Below are 14,696 nucleotides of genomic sequence, written 5' to 3' on the forward strand. Positions count from 1 at the left end.
CGCCGCGCGCACTTACCCCATCCGGTGCTCGCCCCGCAACATCGCCTCGCGGTCAAACACCCTCTGGATCTCCCCGTGCGCCATAAACGCCGCCCGGTCGGACATATGCGCAATCACGTCCGCATCGTGGCTCACCAGCAGGTAGGTCATGCCGTGCTCGGCTTTCAGGCGGTTCAAAAGATTGAGAATTTCCGCCTGCACGGACATATCCAGCGCCGAGGTCGGCTCGTCCAGCAGCAGAAGCTGCGGGCGCAGCAGCAGCGCGCGGGCAATGGCCACGCGCTGGCGCTGGCCGCCGGAAAGCTGATGCGGATAACGCTTGCCCGCGTCGGCGGAAAGCCCCACCTGCTGCAGCGCATCCGCCACCTTTTCGGTAATCTGCGTTTCGCCGTGGATGTTTAACGGCTCCGACAGGGTGCGCGCAACGGTGTGGTTTGGGTGCAGCGACGCCCACGGATCCTGAAACACCATCTGCACGTTGCGGCGAAGCTCGCCTTCAAAACGCCGTCCTGGCCGTAACGCGTCTCCCAGGATCGAAATGCGGCCGTTCCACTCGCGCTGCAGCCCCGCCAGCACGCGCAGAATAGTCGATTTCCCGCAGCCGGATTCACCTATCAGGCTGAAGGTTTCGCCTTTCTCGATGGCAAAGCTGGCGGCGGACACGGCCGTTTTCTCCCCGAAGCTCACCTGGAGATCCTTAACGTCAACGAGCGTCATGAGCGGTCTCCTTCCACGGCTGAGAACGGTCCAGCGTCGGCAGCATCTGGCCGAAGGTGTTGGCGTTTGGACGGCAGGTCCACAGGGTGCGCGTATACGGGTGCGTCGCCTGCGAAAGCCGGTTCGCCGCCATCTCATCGACCTTCTCGCCCTGATACATCACCAGCACGCGGTCGCAGTGTTCCGCCACCAGCGGCAGGTCGTGGCTGATTAACAGCATCGCCATCTGGCGTTCTTCGCTCTGCAGCACCAGCAGCTCGAGGATCTGGTTGCGCAGGCGAGCGTCCAGCGCGGAGGTGGGTTCGTCGGCAATCAGCACCTGCGGGTTGTTGATCAGCGCAATGGCGATCATCACCCGCTGGCCCATGCCGCCGGAGAGCTCGCCGGGGTAGCGCGTGAGGACATGTTCGTTGAGTCCTACGGCGCGGATAATCTCGTGCATGCGTTCACGTCGTTCTGAGCGGGGCAGACGCTGATGCAGGGTGAGCGCCTCATCAAGCTGAGCGGCGACGTTTTTCGCCGGATTCAGCGCGTAGCGCGGGTCCTGCAGGACCATCGCAATCCCGTTACCGCGCAGCGCCTGCCAGCGGCGGGTGCTCAGGGTCAGCAGGTCGTTGCCGAGCACGTTAAGCCGGTTCGCGCTCACGATGCCGGGCTTACGCACCAGCCCCATCAGGGCGCGGGCGGACATCGATTTGCCCGAGCCGGATTCCCCGACCAGCGCCAGCCGCTCGTTGCCCAGCGTGAAGCTCAGGCTGTTGACCACGCGCGCGGCGGGGTAGTCGATATTCAGCGCATCGACGATGACGCGTTGTTCAGTCATGCTGTGGCTCCAGTACGTCGCGCAGGCCGTCGCCCAGCAGGTTAAAGGCGAGGCTGGCAAACAGAATCGCGCCGCCCGGAATGGCGGCGATCCACCACTGGTCGAAAATGACCTGCATGCCGTCGGCGATCATCGCGCCCCATTCGGCCATCGGCGGACGCGCGCCAAGGCCGAGGAAGCCCAGCCCGGCGGCCGCCAGAATAATCCCCGCCAGATCCAGCGCCAGCCGCACAATCGCGGACGGCAGGCACAGGGGCAGAATATGGCCGACCAGCAGGCGCAGCCCGCGAATGCCCATCATTTCGGCGGCGGCGAGATAGTCGCTGTGGCGCAGACGCTGAATTTCACTCCGCGCCTGCCGTGCGTAGGCGGGCCAGGTGGTTAGGGCCAGCGCCAGCGCGCCGTTGACCAGCCCGGGGCCGAGCATCGCCACAAACGCGAAGGCAAGGATCAGGCGCGGCATCGACATCACCACGTCGGTAAAGCGCATCAGTATGCGCTCTATCCAGCCGCCGTAGTAGCCGGACAAAATCCCCACCAGCAGCCCGGCGGGCAGGGTGATAACGGTGACTAACGCCACCAGCCCGAGCGCCGGACGGGTGCCGTAAATCAGACGTGAAAGCAGGTCGCGACCGTAGCTGTCGGTGCCCAGCCAGTGCTGGATATTGGGTGCCTGTAAGCGCGCGGCGGCGTCCTGCCAGTTCGGGTCAAGCGGCGCGAGCCACGGTGCGAACAGGGCGATAGCCACCAGCAGCGCGATGGCAGCCAGCCCGCAAAACGCGGCGGGGGAGCGGCGCAGGCGGCGTAAGAAAAGATAAAACGGCATCAGCGCACCCTGGGATCGGTCGCCCGCACGAGCAGGTCAGTAAAGTTATTGATCAGCACAAAACAGATACCAATCAGCAGCGTGCCGCCCATGATGGCGGTGGTGTCTCCGGCGAACAGGGCGGTGGTGAGGTAGCGCCCGATGCCCGGCCAGGAGAAGACGGTTTCGGTCAGTACCGCGCCTTCCAGCATGCTGGTGTAGGCCAGGGCGATCACCGTCAGCAGGGTGCCGCGAATGTTCGGCAGTACGTGGCGCAGCAGAATGGCCATCTCCCCGGCACCCTTGGCGCGGGCAAGCAGAATGTACTCTTTGTTCATCTCGCTTAGGCAGGCGGATCGCGTCAGGCGTGTGATGCTCGCGAGCGAGTAATAGGCCAGCAGCAGCACCGGCAGCACCAGGTGGCTGACGGCGTTGCGGAACGCCTCGCGGTCGCCGGAAAGCCAGGTATCCACCAGCGCAAAGCCGGTGCGCGGCTCGACGGTGAACTGCCAGATATCGTCCAGCCTGCCGGGACCCGCGCTCCACTGCAGCTTCGCGTAGAACAGAGCCAGCATCAGCAGGCCGAGCCAGAAGATCGGTACCGAGTTGCCGATCAGGGTGAGGGTTCTGATGGCGAGATCGAGCGGCGAACCGGCGTAGCGGGCGCACAGCACCCCGGCAATCACGCCGAGCACGGCGCCGATGATTAACGCCAGCGTCGCCAGCTCCAGCGTGGCGGGGAACGCGTGCAGCAGGTCCTGCAGCACCGGCTGCCCGGTGGCGCTGGCCGTGCCTAAATCACCGTGGGCAAGATTTTGCAGGTAGTGCCAGAACTGCACGGGCAGGGGGCGATCCAGCCCTAGCTGGTGGCGAACCTGATCGTAGGTGGACTGGCTGGCGTGATCGCCGACGATCTGCAGCACGCGATCGACCGGTGAAAACGCCGAGAGCGCAAACGTGACGAGCAGCAGCCCGAAGAGCGTGAGCAGCAGGGTCAGCAGACCCTGGAGCACGCGGGTGGAAAGATGTGGCATGGGAGATCTCTTCATTCCGGGTGGCGGCTTCGCTTTACCCGGCCTACAAAAACCGAGAACGTAGGCCGGGTAAGCGCAGCGCCACCCGGCAACAAGGGCTACTTCGTGACGCGATCGTACCAGACCATATCCGCGTTCAGCCCCTGTTGATACCCCTTCACGTTATCGCGCACCACGATCTGGGTTTTGCCCTGATCGACGAACACGTACGGCGAATTCTGCTGCAGCTGTTCCTGCATCTTCTTGTAGAGATCCAGACGCTTCGCCGGATCCGGCTCGGCTACCGCCGCCAGCGTGGCTTTGTTCAGCTCTGGAATTTTCCAGCCGTTCAGCCCGGCCACGGTGCTGGATTTTCCGTCGTTCCACGCAAAGGCGCTGGCGTTAGAGTGCGCGTCGAAGTAGTCCGGGATCCACAGACGAATCGCCGCCTGGTGCTGCTTTGCGCGCACACGGGCATAGACCTGGCTCCCGGCGGCAGGCAGCAGATCGACCTTCACGCCGCCCTGGGCAAAGCTCGCCTGCATGGATTGCGCGATAGTGATGAACGGCGGCTTGTTCTCCACGTCCAGCGTGAAGTGCGCGTTTTTAATCCCCGCTTTTGCGAGGATCGCTTTCGCTTTTGCCGGGTCAAACTTAAATGGATTGTCTTCCAGCGCGCCCGGCAGCCCGACCGGCAGGAAGCTCTGATGAACAAAGTACTGGCCTTTCAGCAGGTTTTTGGTGATGCCTTCATAGTCCACCAGCCAGCGCGACGCTTCCCAGAAGGCCGGGTTATTCAGCAGCGGGTTGGCGCTGTTGCCGGTGTTAAACACCAGGTAATTTTGCTCGGCGGACGGAATGCTCAGCACCTTCACGCCAGGCTTGCCGTCCAGGGCGCTTATCTGATCTGCACCCAGATCGCGCGCCACGTCCGCATCACCCTGCTGGATCAGCAGGCGGCGTGAAGCCGGGTCGGGGACGTTTTTAATGATGATGCTTTTGAGCTTCGGCGCGCCGCCGGGCGCTGACTCGTTGGCTTCCAGCACGATGGCCTGATGCGGCTGATAGACGCGCATTTTGAACGCGCCGCTGCCCGCCGAGTGCATTTTCAGCCAGGCGTTACCGAAGTCGTTATCCTTCACGTTTGCCGCGACCTGCTTTTCATCGACGATGGAGGCAATCGGCGTGGAGAGAATATTCAGCGCCACCGACGGGCTAACGTCCGCCGTCCAGTGAAGCGTGAGGGTATGGTCGTCCACTTTCTTCAGCTGGCTGGCGATGTTGCTCGCGTCCCAGCCCAGCACGTTGAGAATAAACGCCGGAGATTTGTTCAGCGTTACGGCGCGGGTATAGGAGAAGATCACGTCTTCCGGGCGCAGCGGGTTGCCGGAGGCGAATTTGGCATCGGGCTTAAGTTTAATCGTCAGCGTTTTTGCTGCCGCGTCCGCTTCCCAGCTTTCTGCCAGAATCGGGGTGATTTTTTCAGGGTTATCGCGGTCCGGCTGTACCAGGCGCTGATAGAGGCTCGGCACGGTCTGGATGCTGGAAAGCTCGTTGGCTTCAGCCGGGTCGAGGCTTACGATGTCATCAAGCCCCTGGGCAACAACCAGCGTGTTGGGCGGAGTAGCGGCGTGGGCAGCGCTTGAGAGCGCAGCCAGCACCAGTAACGGCAACAGTTTTTTCGTCATAGCGATCCCTGAGAAGAATATATTGTGATTGTTTTATGCTCCGCTACGTTAGGTCGACTCTTAAATTCCGCAAAGTCGAAATTCAGCTTTGCTTATATCTTCCGGGAATATCGCATGCGCTCGGGCTATTAGAATACGCTGCTTTTCGCCCGCTTTTTAACCTGCTATAACAAACTCCTTACCTTTCAGGGAGTCACCGTCGTGCCCGAAATCAATCAACATGGTCAAACCGTTAACGATATCGTTCCTGGCTGGAAAGGCGCGCGCGTATTAACCCGCACGCCGCTGTTTGGCCAGTATTGCCGCCTGGAGCCGCTGGATGCCGAACGTCACGCGGCCGATCTCTATGACGCCTACGCGCTGGGCGACGACAGCGACTGGACATGGCTTGCCAGCACACAGCCTGAAAGCGTGGAAGCCACCGCACACTGGGTGCTGGGAAAGGTGCTGGATGACGAGCTGGTGCCGTTTGCCGTCATTGATTTACGCACTGAACGTGCGGTGGGGCTGGTGAGCTATATGGCTAACGAGCGGCTGCTGGGGTCGGTCGAAATCGGTCACGTGACCTGGTCGCGCAAAATGAAAGGCTCCCGCATCGGTACTGAAGCGGTGTGGCTGCTGCTGAAAAATGCGTTTGAGCACGGCTACCGTCGTCTGGAGTGGAAGTGCGATTCAATGAACGTTGCGTCACGCAATGCGGCGGAGCGGCTGGGGTTTGTCTGGGAAGGGCGCCTGCGCCAGAAGCTGGTTCGCAAAGGGCGCAACCGCGACAGCGATATGCTTTCTATTATTGACGGCGAATGGCCGCAAAGAGACGCCGAACTGCGCGCCTGGCTGGCGGCGGAGAATTTTGACGGGGAAGGGCGGCAGATTAAGCGGCTTGAGGCGTTTCGGTTATAAGCTTTTTATGTAGGGTACAGCGTAAACACGCGGCTAATCCGCGGAAATGGCAATTTCAATCAAATTAGTTTTTCCGGACTGTAGTCCGCGGGTTACCGCTTCGGCGATATCTGCAGCCTCGGTCACCCAGCAGCAGTGGACGCCCATGGCAGTGGCCAGCGACTGAAAATCGATATGCGGATTCACGAGGTCCATCCCGATAAAACGCCCCAGTTGCGTTGAGCTGTAGTCAGCCTGGCTCTTCATAAAGTTTTTCAGGATGTTGTACTCCCTGTTATTCATGACGATAAAGGTGACCGGCAGATTTTCATGTGCCGCCGTCCAGAGCGCCTGCGGCGAGTACAGGGAGGCTCCATCACCTATCAGGCATATCACCGGTTCCCGCCCGCGTCCCAGCGAATGCCCTACTGAGGCAGGCATCCCCCAGCCCAGACCGCCGCCGCGCATAAAGTAGTACCGCTGATGCTGCTGGTCAGAGATGAACCCGCGGACATGTCTGGCGGTCGCTATCGCCTCATCGACGATGGTGGTACCCGCCGGAATGGACCGGATGACCTCATATGCTGCGACCATCGGCGAAAGGGGCGGGCGCAGCCGCTCGGCTGCCAGACGTTCTTCCTGCAGTTGCCACTCTTTTTCACGTTCAGCGCGTGCCGCTTTGAGCAGCCGCTGATGCGTCAATTTGCTTGCCACCCGGCGCTGCTCAAGCTTCGGCAACAGTTCGTGCAGGGACAGTTTGATATCCCCCATTACCGAAAGGCGAGTGGCATACGTGCGGCCAAGTTCGTTCATATCCGCCGAGAGCTGATATACCGCGCAGGTTTCCGGAATGGCCTCGCCCTCGCTATATAAAATGGTAATCAGGCTTCTGCCGCCGATGATAAAGACGGCATCGTAGGCGTTGATGATGCTGGCGATTTCACTGGCGGTGGTGGGCATATTGCCCCGCCAGAGCGCGTGCTGCGTGGGAAAGGGGAGGTTCAACGGCCAGGAGGAGCCGTAGACGTGGGCGCTGAGCGCTTCCGCCAGCTGGACAATCTCCTGCGTCGAGCCACTGGAGTGCACCTCATCGCCCGCCACAATCATTATCCTGCCTGGAGCGATCTCGCTGAGTGCCTCTGCCAGCTCGTCCAGCGAGCCCGCGACGGTGTGGTAGTTCACTCTGGACGCCGTCTGTATTCCGGCGTCGCTCAACTCTTCCATCACGTTCATCGGCAGAGAGAGCAGGACCGGGCCACCCGGAGGGTAGCTGGCCGCGTGAAACGCGCGTCGCACCAGCACCGGGAGCTGGTCGGCGCTGGTGACCTCCTGTGCCCATTTCATGACCGGGGAGCCAATGGAAACAATATCATCATACAGAAGCGGATCGCGGACGTAGTGTCGCGTATCCTGCTGTCCAACGGTGACCACCAGCGGGGTTTTCATGATCCGCGAATTAATGAGATTCCCCATGCCGTGCCCCAGGCCGCTGGCAGTATGCAAATTGATAAAGCCCGTTTTGCCGGAGGCTTTCGCATAGCCGTCGGCAATCGCCACCACGGTGCTCTCCTGAAGCGCCAGAATATAGTGAATATTTTCATGGCGAAGCAGGGCATCAATGAGCGGAAGTTCGGTGGTACCCGGATTACCAAAAATATATTCCACGCCTTCACTCTCCAGCACCTCAAGAAGAATATCGGCGCCTGACCGCATATTTAAATCTGATAAGGACGTTAATGATTTAATCATAATTAAACCTCATTCAGCGTTATTTAATTCATGCTAAAATTCTTCCTGCGTCGGACGAACAACAATTTCATTAATATCAACGTCGCCTGGCTGTTCGATGGCAAATAAAACGGAGCGGGCAATCGCGTCAGCCGAAATAGCCTGCTTATAAAACTCATGGAGAAATTTTTTACTCTCTTCGTCTGAGCTGCCGAACTGCAGCTCGCTTTCGACCGCGCCGGGAGAGATAAGCGTGGTGCGTATCGTTTTACCTGCTTCCTGACGCAGACCCTCGCTCAGCGCGCGAACGGCGAATTTTGTCGCGCTGTACACCACGCCGCCGGGGGCAAGGACCTTGATGCCCGCCACCGAGGCAACGTTAATAAAGTGACCACTTCCCTGACGCTGAAACACCGGTAATGCGGCCGCGATGCCGTACAGTACCCCTTTCAGATTGGTATCAATCATCTTGTCCCATTCTTCAGTTTTCAGCTCGCTAAGGGGGGCGATAGCCATAAAGCCAGCGTTGTTGATCAGCACGTCCACGCGCTGGTATGCGGCGATGGCGGCCTCAATGGCGCGCTGGACCTCTTCCTGACGGGTAACATCGGCCTTGACGGCGATGGCCTTACCGCCTTGCTGGATTATCCTGTCCACGAGGGCATTAATTTTTTCCTGACGGCGCGCCACCAGTACCAGCGAAAACGCGTTATTCGCTAAATGGAGGGCAATGGCTTCACCAATCCCGCTGCTGGCACCGGTGATAACGACAACCTTGTTTGCACTATTATTCATGACCTTATCTCACTGTAGTGTGAATCAGAAAATAAAAGGCAGGGAAGAATTAAAGAATAATGACAAACCCTTTCATTCTGGATTTGAATATATTGTATATGTTGGGATAAATAATCTTCGATTAAAACTTAATGGAGTTTAGGAGAGAGTGTCAACACTGTTTTAAATAATAAAACGTATTACAGGGTAATAGTTAATTCTTATAGGTTACAGCAACGGTTTACCCGCGCTTTAATAGTGAAAACCCTCTCCTTTACGGAGAGGGCGTGACAATTATGCCTTCTGCGTTACCTGACGAACCGGTTCCCCGTTCGCCACATAATACGCCGCCGTGCTCTTCGCCAGCGGCTCGCGTCCGCGGATGGCATCGGCCATCTTTTCACCGATCATAATGGTCGTGGCGTTCAGGTTGCCGGTGATGATCTGCGGCATAATTGACGCATCCACCACGCGTAACCCTTCCAGCCCGTGAACCCGACCTTCGCTGTCCACCACCGCCATCTCGTCGTAACCCATTTTGCAGGTGCCACATGGGTGGAACGCGGTTTCGGCGTGGTTACGCACGAACTCATCCAGTTGCTCGTCGGTTTGGCATTCGATACCTGGGCTGATTTCGCGGCCACGGTATTTGTCCAGTGCAGGCTGGTGCATGATCTCGCGGGTGATGCGGATCGCGTCGCGGAACTCCTGCCAGTCCTGCTCGTGGGACATATAGTTGAACAGGATCGCCGGATGCTGGTGCGGATCACGTGACTTAATCCTCACGTGCCCACGGCTCGGCGAGCGCATGGAGCCCACGTGGCACTGGAAACCGTGCTCTTTCACCGCGTTCGAACCGTTGTAGTTAATCGCCACCGGCAGGAAGTGGTACTGAATGTTCGGCCACTCAAACTCTTCGCGGCTGCGGATAAACCCGCCCGCCTCGAAGTGGTTGCTCGCGCCCACGCCGGTGCCGTTAAACAGCCACTCGGCACCAATCTTCGGCTGGTTCCACCACTGCAGGGCAGGGTAGAGGGAAACGGGCTCTTTGCATTCATACTGCAGGTACATCTCCAGGTGATCCTGCAGGTTTTCACCCACGCCGGGTAAATCATGCACCAGCGGGATACCGAACTGTTTCAGCAGCTCCGCGTTGCCCACGCCGGAGCGCTGGAGGATCTGCGGAGAAGCAATCGCCCCGGCACTCAGCAGCACTTCTCTGTTAGCGGTGGCTTTCGACGGAATGGTGCTTTCGCCCTCCAGCCACTCGACGCCCACCGCGCGCTTGCCCTCAAACAGGATGCGATCGGTCATGGCGTGGGTGCGGATGGTCAGGTTCGGACGCGGTTTCGCCTGGTCCAGATAACCACGCGCGGTGCTGGCGCGTCGGCCCTGCGGCGTCACCGTGCGGTCCATCGGGCCGAAGCCCTCCTGCTGATAGCCGTTAAGATCGTCCGTGCGCGGGTAGCCCGCCTGCACGCCCGCTTCCACCATCGCCTCAAACAGCGGGTTCACGCCAGGTTTGGAAGTGGTGACGCTGACAGGACCGTCGCCGCCGTGATAGTCGTTCGGCCCTACGTCGCGGGTTTCTGCTTTACGGTAGTAGGGCAGGCAGTTGAGGTAGCTCCAGTGCTCAAGGCCCGGCTCTTTTGCCCAGTTGTCCAGATCCATCGCGTTACCGCGGATGTAGCACATGCCGTTGATCAATGACGAGCCGCCCAGCCCTTTGCCGCGCCCGCACTCCATGCGGCGGTTGTTCATGAAGGGTTCTGGCTCGGTTTCGTACGCCCAGTTGTAGCGCTTGCCCTGCAGCGGAAACGCCAGCGCGGCGGGCATCTGGGTGCGGAAATCAAAGCGGTAGTCCGGCCCGCCCGCCTCAAGCAGCAGCACGGTGGTGTTTGGATCTTCGGTCAGTCGCGTTGCCAGTACGTTACCGGCAGAGCCGGCCCCGATAATGATGTAGTCAAATTGCAAATAAACCTCCCGGTTAAAATATGGACTGGAATTTACCCATCTCAACCTGGATGGACTTCACCTGGGTGTAGCTCTGCAGCGTCATCACGCCGTTCTCACGGCCAATGCCGGAGTGTTTGTAGCCGCCGACCGGCATCTCTGCGGCGGATTCACCCCAGGTGTTGATCCAGCAGATGCCCGCTTCGAGCTGATGAATGGCACCGTGCGCGCGGTTCAGGTCGGCGGTGACGATACCCGCCGCCAGCCCGTAGTCGGTATCGTTGGCGCGGCGGATCGCTTCTTCTTCGCTTTCATAGCTGAGGATGGACATCACCGGGCCGAAGATCTCTTCGCGCACGATGGTCATCTCGTCGGTGCAGTCGGTGAACACGGTCGGGGCAACCCACGCGCCGTTATCGAAGCCTTCACCCTTCAGCACGTCGCCGCCGCACAGCACGCGCGCGCCTTCCTCTTTGCCTTTGGCGATGTAGCGCAGCACGCTGTCGCGGTGCGGAAAGCTGACCATCGGGCCAAAGTTGGTGCGTTCATCGAACAGATCGCCCGCGCGGATACGGCCCACGCGTTCAACGATTTTCTGCTCAAACGCGGCTTTAAACTTCGCAGGCACGAACACGCGGGTGCCGTTGGTGCATACCTGGCCGGAGCTAAAGAAGTTGGCCATCATGGCGATGTCTGCCGCGAGATCGAGATCCGCGTCGTCAAAAATAATCAGCGGGGATTTGCCGCCCAGCTCCATCGTCACCTCTTTCAGGGACGAGGCCGCCGAGTTCGCCATCACTTTTTTGCCGCTGGCGACGCCCCCGGTAAAGGAGACTTTAGCGATATCCGGATGCTCGGTCAGGTACTGGCCGGTCTCCGCGCCCACGCCCGGCAGGACGTTAAACACACCGTCCGGCAGGCCCGCTTCGGTGTAGATCTCGGCAAGCTTGAGCGCGGTAAGCGGCGTCACTTCGCTCGGCTTGAAGATCATCGCATTGCCTGCCGCCAGCGCCGGAGCAGATTTCCACAGGGCGATCTGGATCGGGTAGTTCCACGCGCCGATGCCCGCCACCACGCCCAGAGGTTCGCGACGGGTGTAGACGAACGAACTGTCACGCAGGGGGATCTGGCTGCCTTCCAGCGCCGGGATCAGCCCCGCGTAGTACTCCAGCACGTCCGCGCCGGTGACGATATCGACGGTTGAGGTTTCGGAATACGCTTTACCGGTGTCGAGGGTTTCCAGCTTCGCCAGTTCGTCATTACGTTCGCGGAGGATGTCGACAGCTCGGCGCAGAATGCGCGAGCGCGCCATTGCGGTCATCGCTGCCCAGATTTTTTGCCCGCGTTTTGCGCTTTCAACGGCGCGGTCGACATCTTCACGCCCGGCCGCCTGAACGCTTGCCAGGACTTCACCGTTGGCCGGGTTGATGGTCTCGAAGGTGCGACCGCTGGTGGCGGATGTATAACCACCATTGATATAAAGCTGCTGTTCTGCCATTCGGGACATAAATTCTCCTCGGTTATTCGGTCGGTAAATGCTGGCTGATAAAGTGGCTGGTGAGCGATTGCGCCAGGGGCTTATCCAGAGGCTTGCCGCTCAGCGCGGCGCGCAGCCACAGCCCGTCGATCAGCGCCGCCAGGCCATAGCCCGCCTCCTGGGCCTGCTCGCGCGGCAGTTCGCGGCGGAACTCGTACACCAGGTTCGAAAGCAGACGGCGGCTACTCACCTGCTGCAGGCGGTAGAGCATCGGCTGATGCATGCTGCTCGCCCAGAAGGCCAGCCAGGCCTTCATTGCCGCGCTGCTGGTCTGGGTTTCATCAAAATTGCCGCCGACAATGGCCTGCAGGCGCTGCTCCGCACTGCCGTCCGGCAGAGCGCGTAAACGGCTTAAAACCGCGTCGCGAAGCTGGCCGGTGATGTCGCGCATGGTCGCTTCCAGCAGACCATTTTTATCTTTGAAATAGTGACTGATGATCCCCGTGGACACGCCCGCCCGACGGGCGATCTGCGCGATGGTTGCATCGTGCATTCCCACTTCATTTATTGCTTCCAGCGTGGCGTCAATTAGCTGCCTGCGCCGGATCGGCTGCATCCCCACTTTGGGCATTTTTGCCACTCCATTCATCAGCTTTGGTTATACATTAAAGCGGTTTTTGATTGGACGTTCAATATAAAATGTGTCTTAATTGTTGCGGATTTGGATTTTAATAGTTACAAAAACAGTGAGGATACTGGATGACAGACCTTTCACAAGACAGAGAAAAAGACAAAATCAACCCGGTCGTTTTTTATACTTCCGCCGGGCTGATTTTGTTGTTTTCCCTGATGACGATCTTCTTTAGCGGTTTTTCTGCCGAGTGGATTGGGCGCACTCTTGACTGGGTGTCGAAGACCTTCGGCTGGTACTACTTACTGGCGGCGACGCTCTATATTGTCTTTGTTGTCTGCATTGCCTGCTCGCGCTTCGGTTCGGTGAAGCTTGGGCCAGAGCAGTCAAAACCCGAGTTCAGCCTGCTGAGTTGGGCCGCGATGCTGTTTGCCGCGGGCATTGGCATCGACCTGATGTTCTTCTCCGTGGCGGAACCGGTCACGCAATATATGCAGCCGCCGGAAGGGGCAGGGCAGACGATGGAGGCCGCGCGTCAGGCGATGGTCTGGACGCTGTTCCACTACGGCTTAACCGGCTGGTCGATGTACGCCCTGATGGGGATGGCGCTCGGATACTTTAGCTATCGTTATAATTTACCCCTCACCATCCGCTCTGCGCTGTACCCAATTTTCGGGAAAAAGATAAACGGGCCGATTGGTCACAGCGTCGACATTGCGGCGGTGATCGGTACCATCTTTGGTATCGCGACGACGCTCGGCATCGGTGTGGTGCAACTCAACTACGGCCTGAGCGTGCTGTTTGATATTCCGGATTCGATGGCTGCCAAGGCGGCGTTGATTGCGCTGTCGGTGATTATCGCCACCATTTCGGTGACGTCGGGGGTAGATAAAGGCATTCGCGTGCTCTCCGAGCTGAACGTGGCCCTGGCGCTTGGTTTAATTCTGTTCGTGCTGTTTATGGGCGACACTTCATTCCTGCTCAATGCGTTAGTGCTTAACGTCGGCGACTACGTGAACCGTTTTATGGGGATGACTCTGAATAGTTTCGCCTTTGATCGCCCGGTCGAATGGATGAACAACTGGACGCTGTTCTTCTGGGCGTGGTGGGTGGCGTGGTCGCCGTTTGTTGGCCTGTTCCTGGCACGTATTTCACGTGGCCGCACCATCCGCCAGTTTGTGATGGGCACGCTGATTATCCCGTTCACCTTTACTCTGTTGTGGTTGTCGATTTTCGGCAACAGCGCGCTGCATGAGATTATTCATGGCAACGCGACCTTCGCGCAGGAAGCGATGGCGCACCCGGAGCGCGGCTTCTACAGCCTGCTGGCGCAGTACCCTGCGTTCACCTTTAGCGCCTCCGTGGCAACCATTACCGGCCTGCTGTTCTACGTTACCTCTGCGGATTCCGGTGCGCTTGTGCTGGGCAACTTCACTTCGAAGCTGAAAGATATCAACAGCGATGCGCCGAACTGGCTGCGCATCTTCTGGTCCGTCGCCATCGGCCTGCTGACGCTGGGCATGCTGATGACCAACGGGATCTCGGCGTTGCAGAACACCACGGTGATCATGGGGCTGCCGTTCAGCTTCGTGATCTTCTTTGTGATGGCCGGGTTGTATAAATCCCTCAAGGTGGAAGATTACCGCCGCGAAAGCGCCAGCCGTGACACCGCGCCACGCCCGATGGGCGCGCAGGACAGGCTGAGCTGGAAGAAACGTCTGTCACGCCTGATGAACTACCCGGGCACGCGCTACACCAAACAGATGATGGAGACGGTCTGCTTCCCGGCGATGGAAGAGGTGGCGCAGGAACTGAAGCTGCGTGGTGCCTACGTGGAGCTGAAAAACCTGCCGCCGGAGGAGGGAGAGACGTTAGGGCATCTGAATCTGCTGGTGCATATGGGCGACGAGCAGAACTTTGTCTACCAGATCTGGCCGCAGCAGTATTCGGTACCCGGCTTTACCTACCGGGCGCGCAGCGGGAAATCGACCTACTACCGGCTGGAAACCTTCTTACTGGAGGGTAGCCAGGGGAATGATTTGATGGATTACAGCAAGGAGCAGGTGATCACGGACATTCTGGACCAGTATGAACGGCACCTGAACTTTATCCATTTGCACCGGGAAGCGCCGGGGAATAGCGTGATGTTCCCGGATGTTTGAACCATTACGTGCATGAACGACAGGGCACCCGTAGCTGGGTGCCGCT

At 59.2% G+C, this 14,696-nt stretch carries 12 protein-coding genes; 2 read left to right on the forward strand and 10 right to left on the reverse strand.

The genetic code is table 11. The annotated features are described in order from the left end of the window. Window positions 1-12: 12 nt before the first annotated feature. The 5 genes from AAHF05_RS05500 to AAHF05_RS05520 all read right to left on the reverse strand — a co-directional run bounded on the left by AAHF05_RS05500 (window position 13) and on the right by AAHF05_RS05520 (window position 5,046). Window positions 13-717 (reverse strand): ABC transporter ATP-binding protein, encoded by a 705-nt coding sequence (locus AAHF05_RS05500; protein ID WP_129323612.1) that lies wholly within the window; start codon window positions 715-717, stop codon window positions 13-15. Continuing rightward, on the reverse strand, window positions 704-1,540 hold the full coding sequence (locus tag AAHF05_RS05505; RefSeq protein ID WP_374936465.1) for an ABC transporter ATP-binding protein: 837 nt from the start codon (window positions 1,538-1,540) through the stop codon (window positions 704-706). Before AAHF05_RS05505 ends, AAHF05_RS05500 begins: the two co-directional genes overlap by 14 nt. Beyond that, window positions 1,533-2,366 carry an ABC transporter permease gene (locus tag AAHF05_RS05510; protein WP_129323610.1) on the reverse strand — a complete coding sequence of 278 codons (834 nt, stop codon included), beginning with the start codon at window positions 2,364-2,366 and terminating at the stop codon, window positions 1,533-1,535. The genes AAHF05_RS05505 and AAHF05_RS05510 overlap by 8 nt, the downstream gene beginning before the upstream one ends. Beyond that, the gene (locus tag AAHF05_RS05515) at window positions 2,366-3,379 is read right to left on the reverse strand and encodes an ABC transporter permease (protein WP_129323609.1); all 1,014 of its coding nucleotides are present in this window, start codon (window positions 3,377-3,379) and stop codon (window positions 2,366-2,368) included. The genes AAHF05_RS05510 and AAHF05_RS05515 overlap by 1 nt, the downstream gene beginning before the upstream one ends. 98 nt (window positions 3,380-3,477) lie before the next feature. Next, complete coding sequence (locus tag AAHF05_RS05520; protein WP_108090639.1) at window positions 3,478-5,046, reverse strand: ABC transporter substrate-binding protein; 1,569 nt, start codon at window positions 5,044-5,046, stop codon at window positions 3,478-3,480. Window positions 5,047-5,247: 201 nt separating this feature from the next. On the opposite strand from AAHF05_RS05520, the gene AAHF05_RS05525 reads away from it, so the two are divergent. Then, window positions 5,248-5,946: a GNAT family N-acetyltransferase gene (locus tag AAHF05_RS05525; protein ID WP_129323608.1), complete on the forward strand. Its 699-nt coding sequence runs from the start codon at window positions 5,248-5,250 to the stop codon at window positions 5,944-5,946. A gap of 33 nt (window positions 5,947-5,979) precedes the next feature. Here AAHF05_RS05525 and AAHF05_RS05530 read toward each other — a convergent pair whose 3' ends face one another. From AAHF05_RS05530 to betI, 5 genes are all read right to left on the reverse strand, one after another. Continuing rightward, window positions 5,980-7,674: a thiamine pyrophosphate-binding protein gene (locus AAHF05_RS05530; protein ID WP_129323607.1), complete on the reverse strand. Its 1,695-nt coding sequence runs from the start codon at window positions 7,672-7,674 to the stop codon at window positions 5,980-5,982. 33 nt (window positions 7,675-7,707) lie between these two features. After that, entirely contained in the window at window positions 7,708-8,448 is a 741-nt protein-coding gene (locus AAHF05_RS05535) for an SDR family oxidoreductase (RefSeq protein ID WP_028019528.1), read from the reverse strand. 273 nt (window positions 8,449-8,721) lie between these two features. After that, on the reverse strand, window positions 8,722-10,401 hold the full coding sequence (gene betA / locus AAHF05_RS05540) for a choline dehydrogenase (protein ID WP_129323606.1): 1,680 nt from the start codon (window positions 10,399-10,401) through the stop codon (window positions 8,722-8,724). A 13-nt stretch (window positions 10,402-10,414) separates the two neighbouring features. Then, window positions 10,415-11,887, reverse strand: coding sequence for a betaine-aldehyde dehydrogenase (gene betB, locus AAHF05_RS05545; protein ID WP_129323605.1), 1,473 nt, complete (start codon window positions 11,885-11,887; stop codon window positions 10,415-10,417). Between the two features lie 13 nt (window positions 11,888-11,900). Continuing rightward, window positions 11,901-12,488: a transcriptional regulator BetI gene (gene betI, locus AAHF05_RS05550; RefSeq protein WP_129323604.1), complete on the reverse strand. Its 588-nt coding sequence runs from the start codon at window positions 12,486-12,488 to the stop codon at window positions 11,901-11,903. A 128-nt stretch (window positions 12,489-12,616) separates the two neighbouring features. On the opposite strand from betI, the gene betT reads away from it, so the two are divergent. Continuing rightward, window positions 12,617-14,650 (forward strand): choline BCCT transporter BetT, encoded by a 2,034-nt coding sequence (betT, locus tag AAHF05_RS05555; RefSeq protein WP_108090634.1) that lies wholly within the window; start codon window positions 12,617-12,619, stop codon window positions 14,648-14,650. The last annotated feature ends 46 nt before the right edge of the window (window positions 14,651-14,696 follow it).

It is taken from the genome of Enterobacter adelaidei (assembly GCF_041937165.1).
GTDB classification, from domain to species: domain Bacteria; phylum Pseudomonadota; class Gammaproteobacteria; order Enterobacterales; family Enterobacteriaceae; genus Enterobacter; species Enterobacter adelaidei.

What these genes read in the sequence shown, in the direction of transcription:
- betB (WP_129323605.1), bottom strand. Translation starts at nt 11,887, where the DNA reads ATGTCCCGAATGGCAGAACAGCAGCTTTATATCAATGGTGGTTATACA.
- AAHF05_RS05520 (WP_108090639.1), bottom strand. Translation starts at nt 5,046, where the DNA reads ATGACGAAAAAACTGTTGCCGTTACTGGTGCTGGCTGCGCTCTCAAGC.
- AAHF05_RS05515 (WP_129323609.1), bottom strand. Translation starts at nt 3,379, where the DNA reads ATGCCACATCTTTCCACCCGCGTGCTCCAGGGTCTGCTGACCCTGCTG.
- betI (WP_129323604.1), bottom strand. Translation starts at nt 12,488, where the DNA reads ATGCCCAAAGTGGGGATGCAGCCGATCCGGCGCAGGCAGCTAATTGAC.
- AAHF05_RS05535 (WP_028019528.1), bottom strand. Translation starts at nt 8,448, where the DNA reads ATGAATAATAGTGCAAACAAGGTTGTCGTTATCACCGGTGCCAGCAGC.
- AAHF05_RS05510 (WP_129323610.1), bottom strand. Translation starts at nt 2,366, where the DNA reads ATGCCGTTTTATCTTTTCTTACGCCGCCTGCGCCGCTCCCCCGCCGCG.
- betT (WP_108090634.1), top strand. Translation starts at nt 12,617, where the DNA reads ATGACAGACCTTTCACAAGACAGAGAAAAAGACAAAATCAACCCGGTC.
- AAHF05_RS05505 (WP_374936465.1), bottom strand. Translation starts at nt 1,540, where the DNA reads ATGACTGAACAACGCGTCATCGTCGATGCGCTGAATATCGACTACCCC.
- AAHF05_RS05500 (WP_129323612.1), bottom strand. Translation starts at nt 717, where the DNA reads ATGACGCTCGTTGACGTTAAGGATCTCCAGGTGAGCTTCGGGGAGAAA.
- AAHF05_RS05530 (WP_129323607.1), bottom strand. Translation starts at nt 7,674, where the DNA reads ATGATTAAATCATTAACGTCCTTATCAGATTTAAATATGCGGTCAGGC.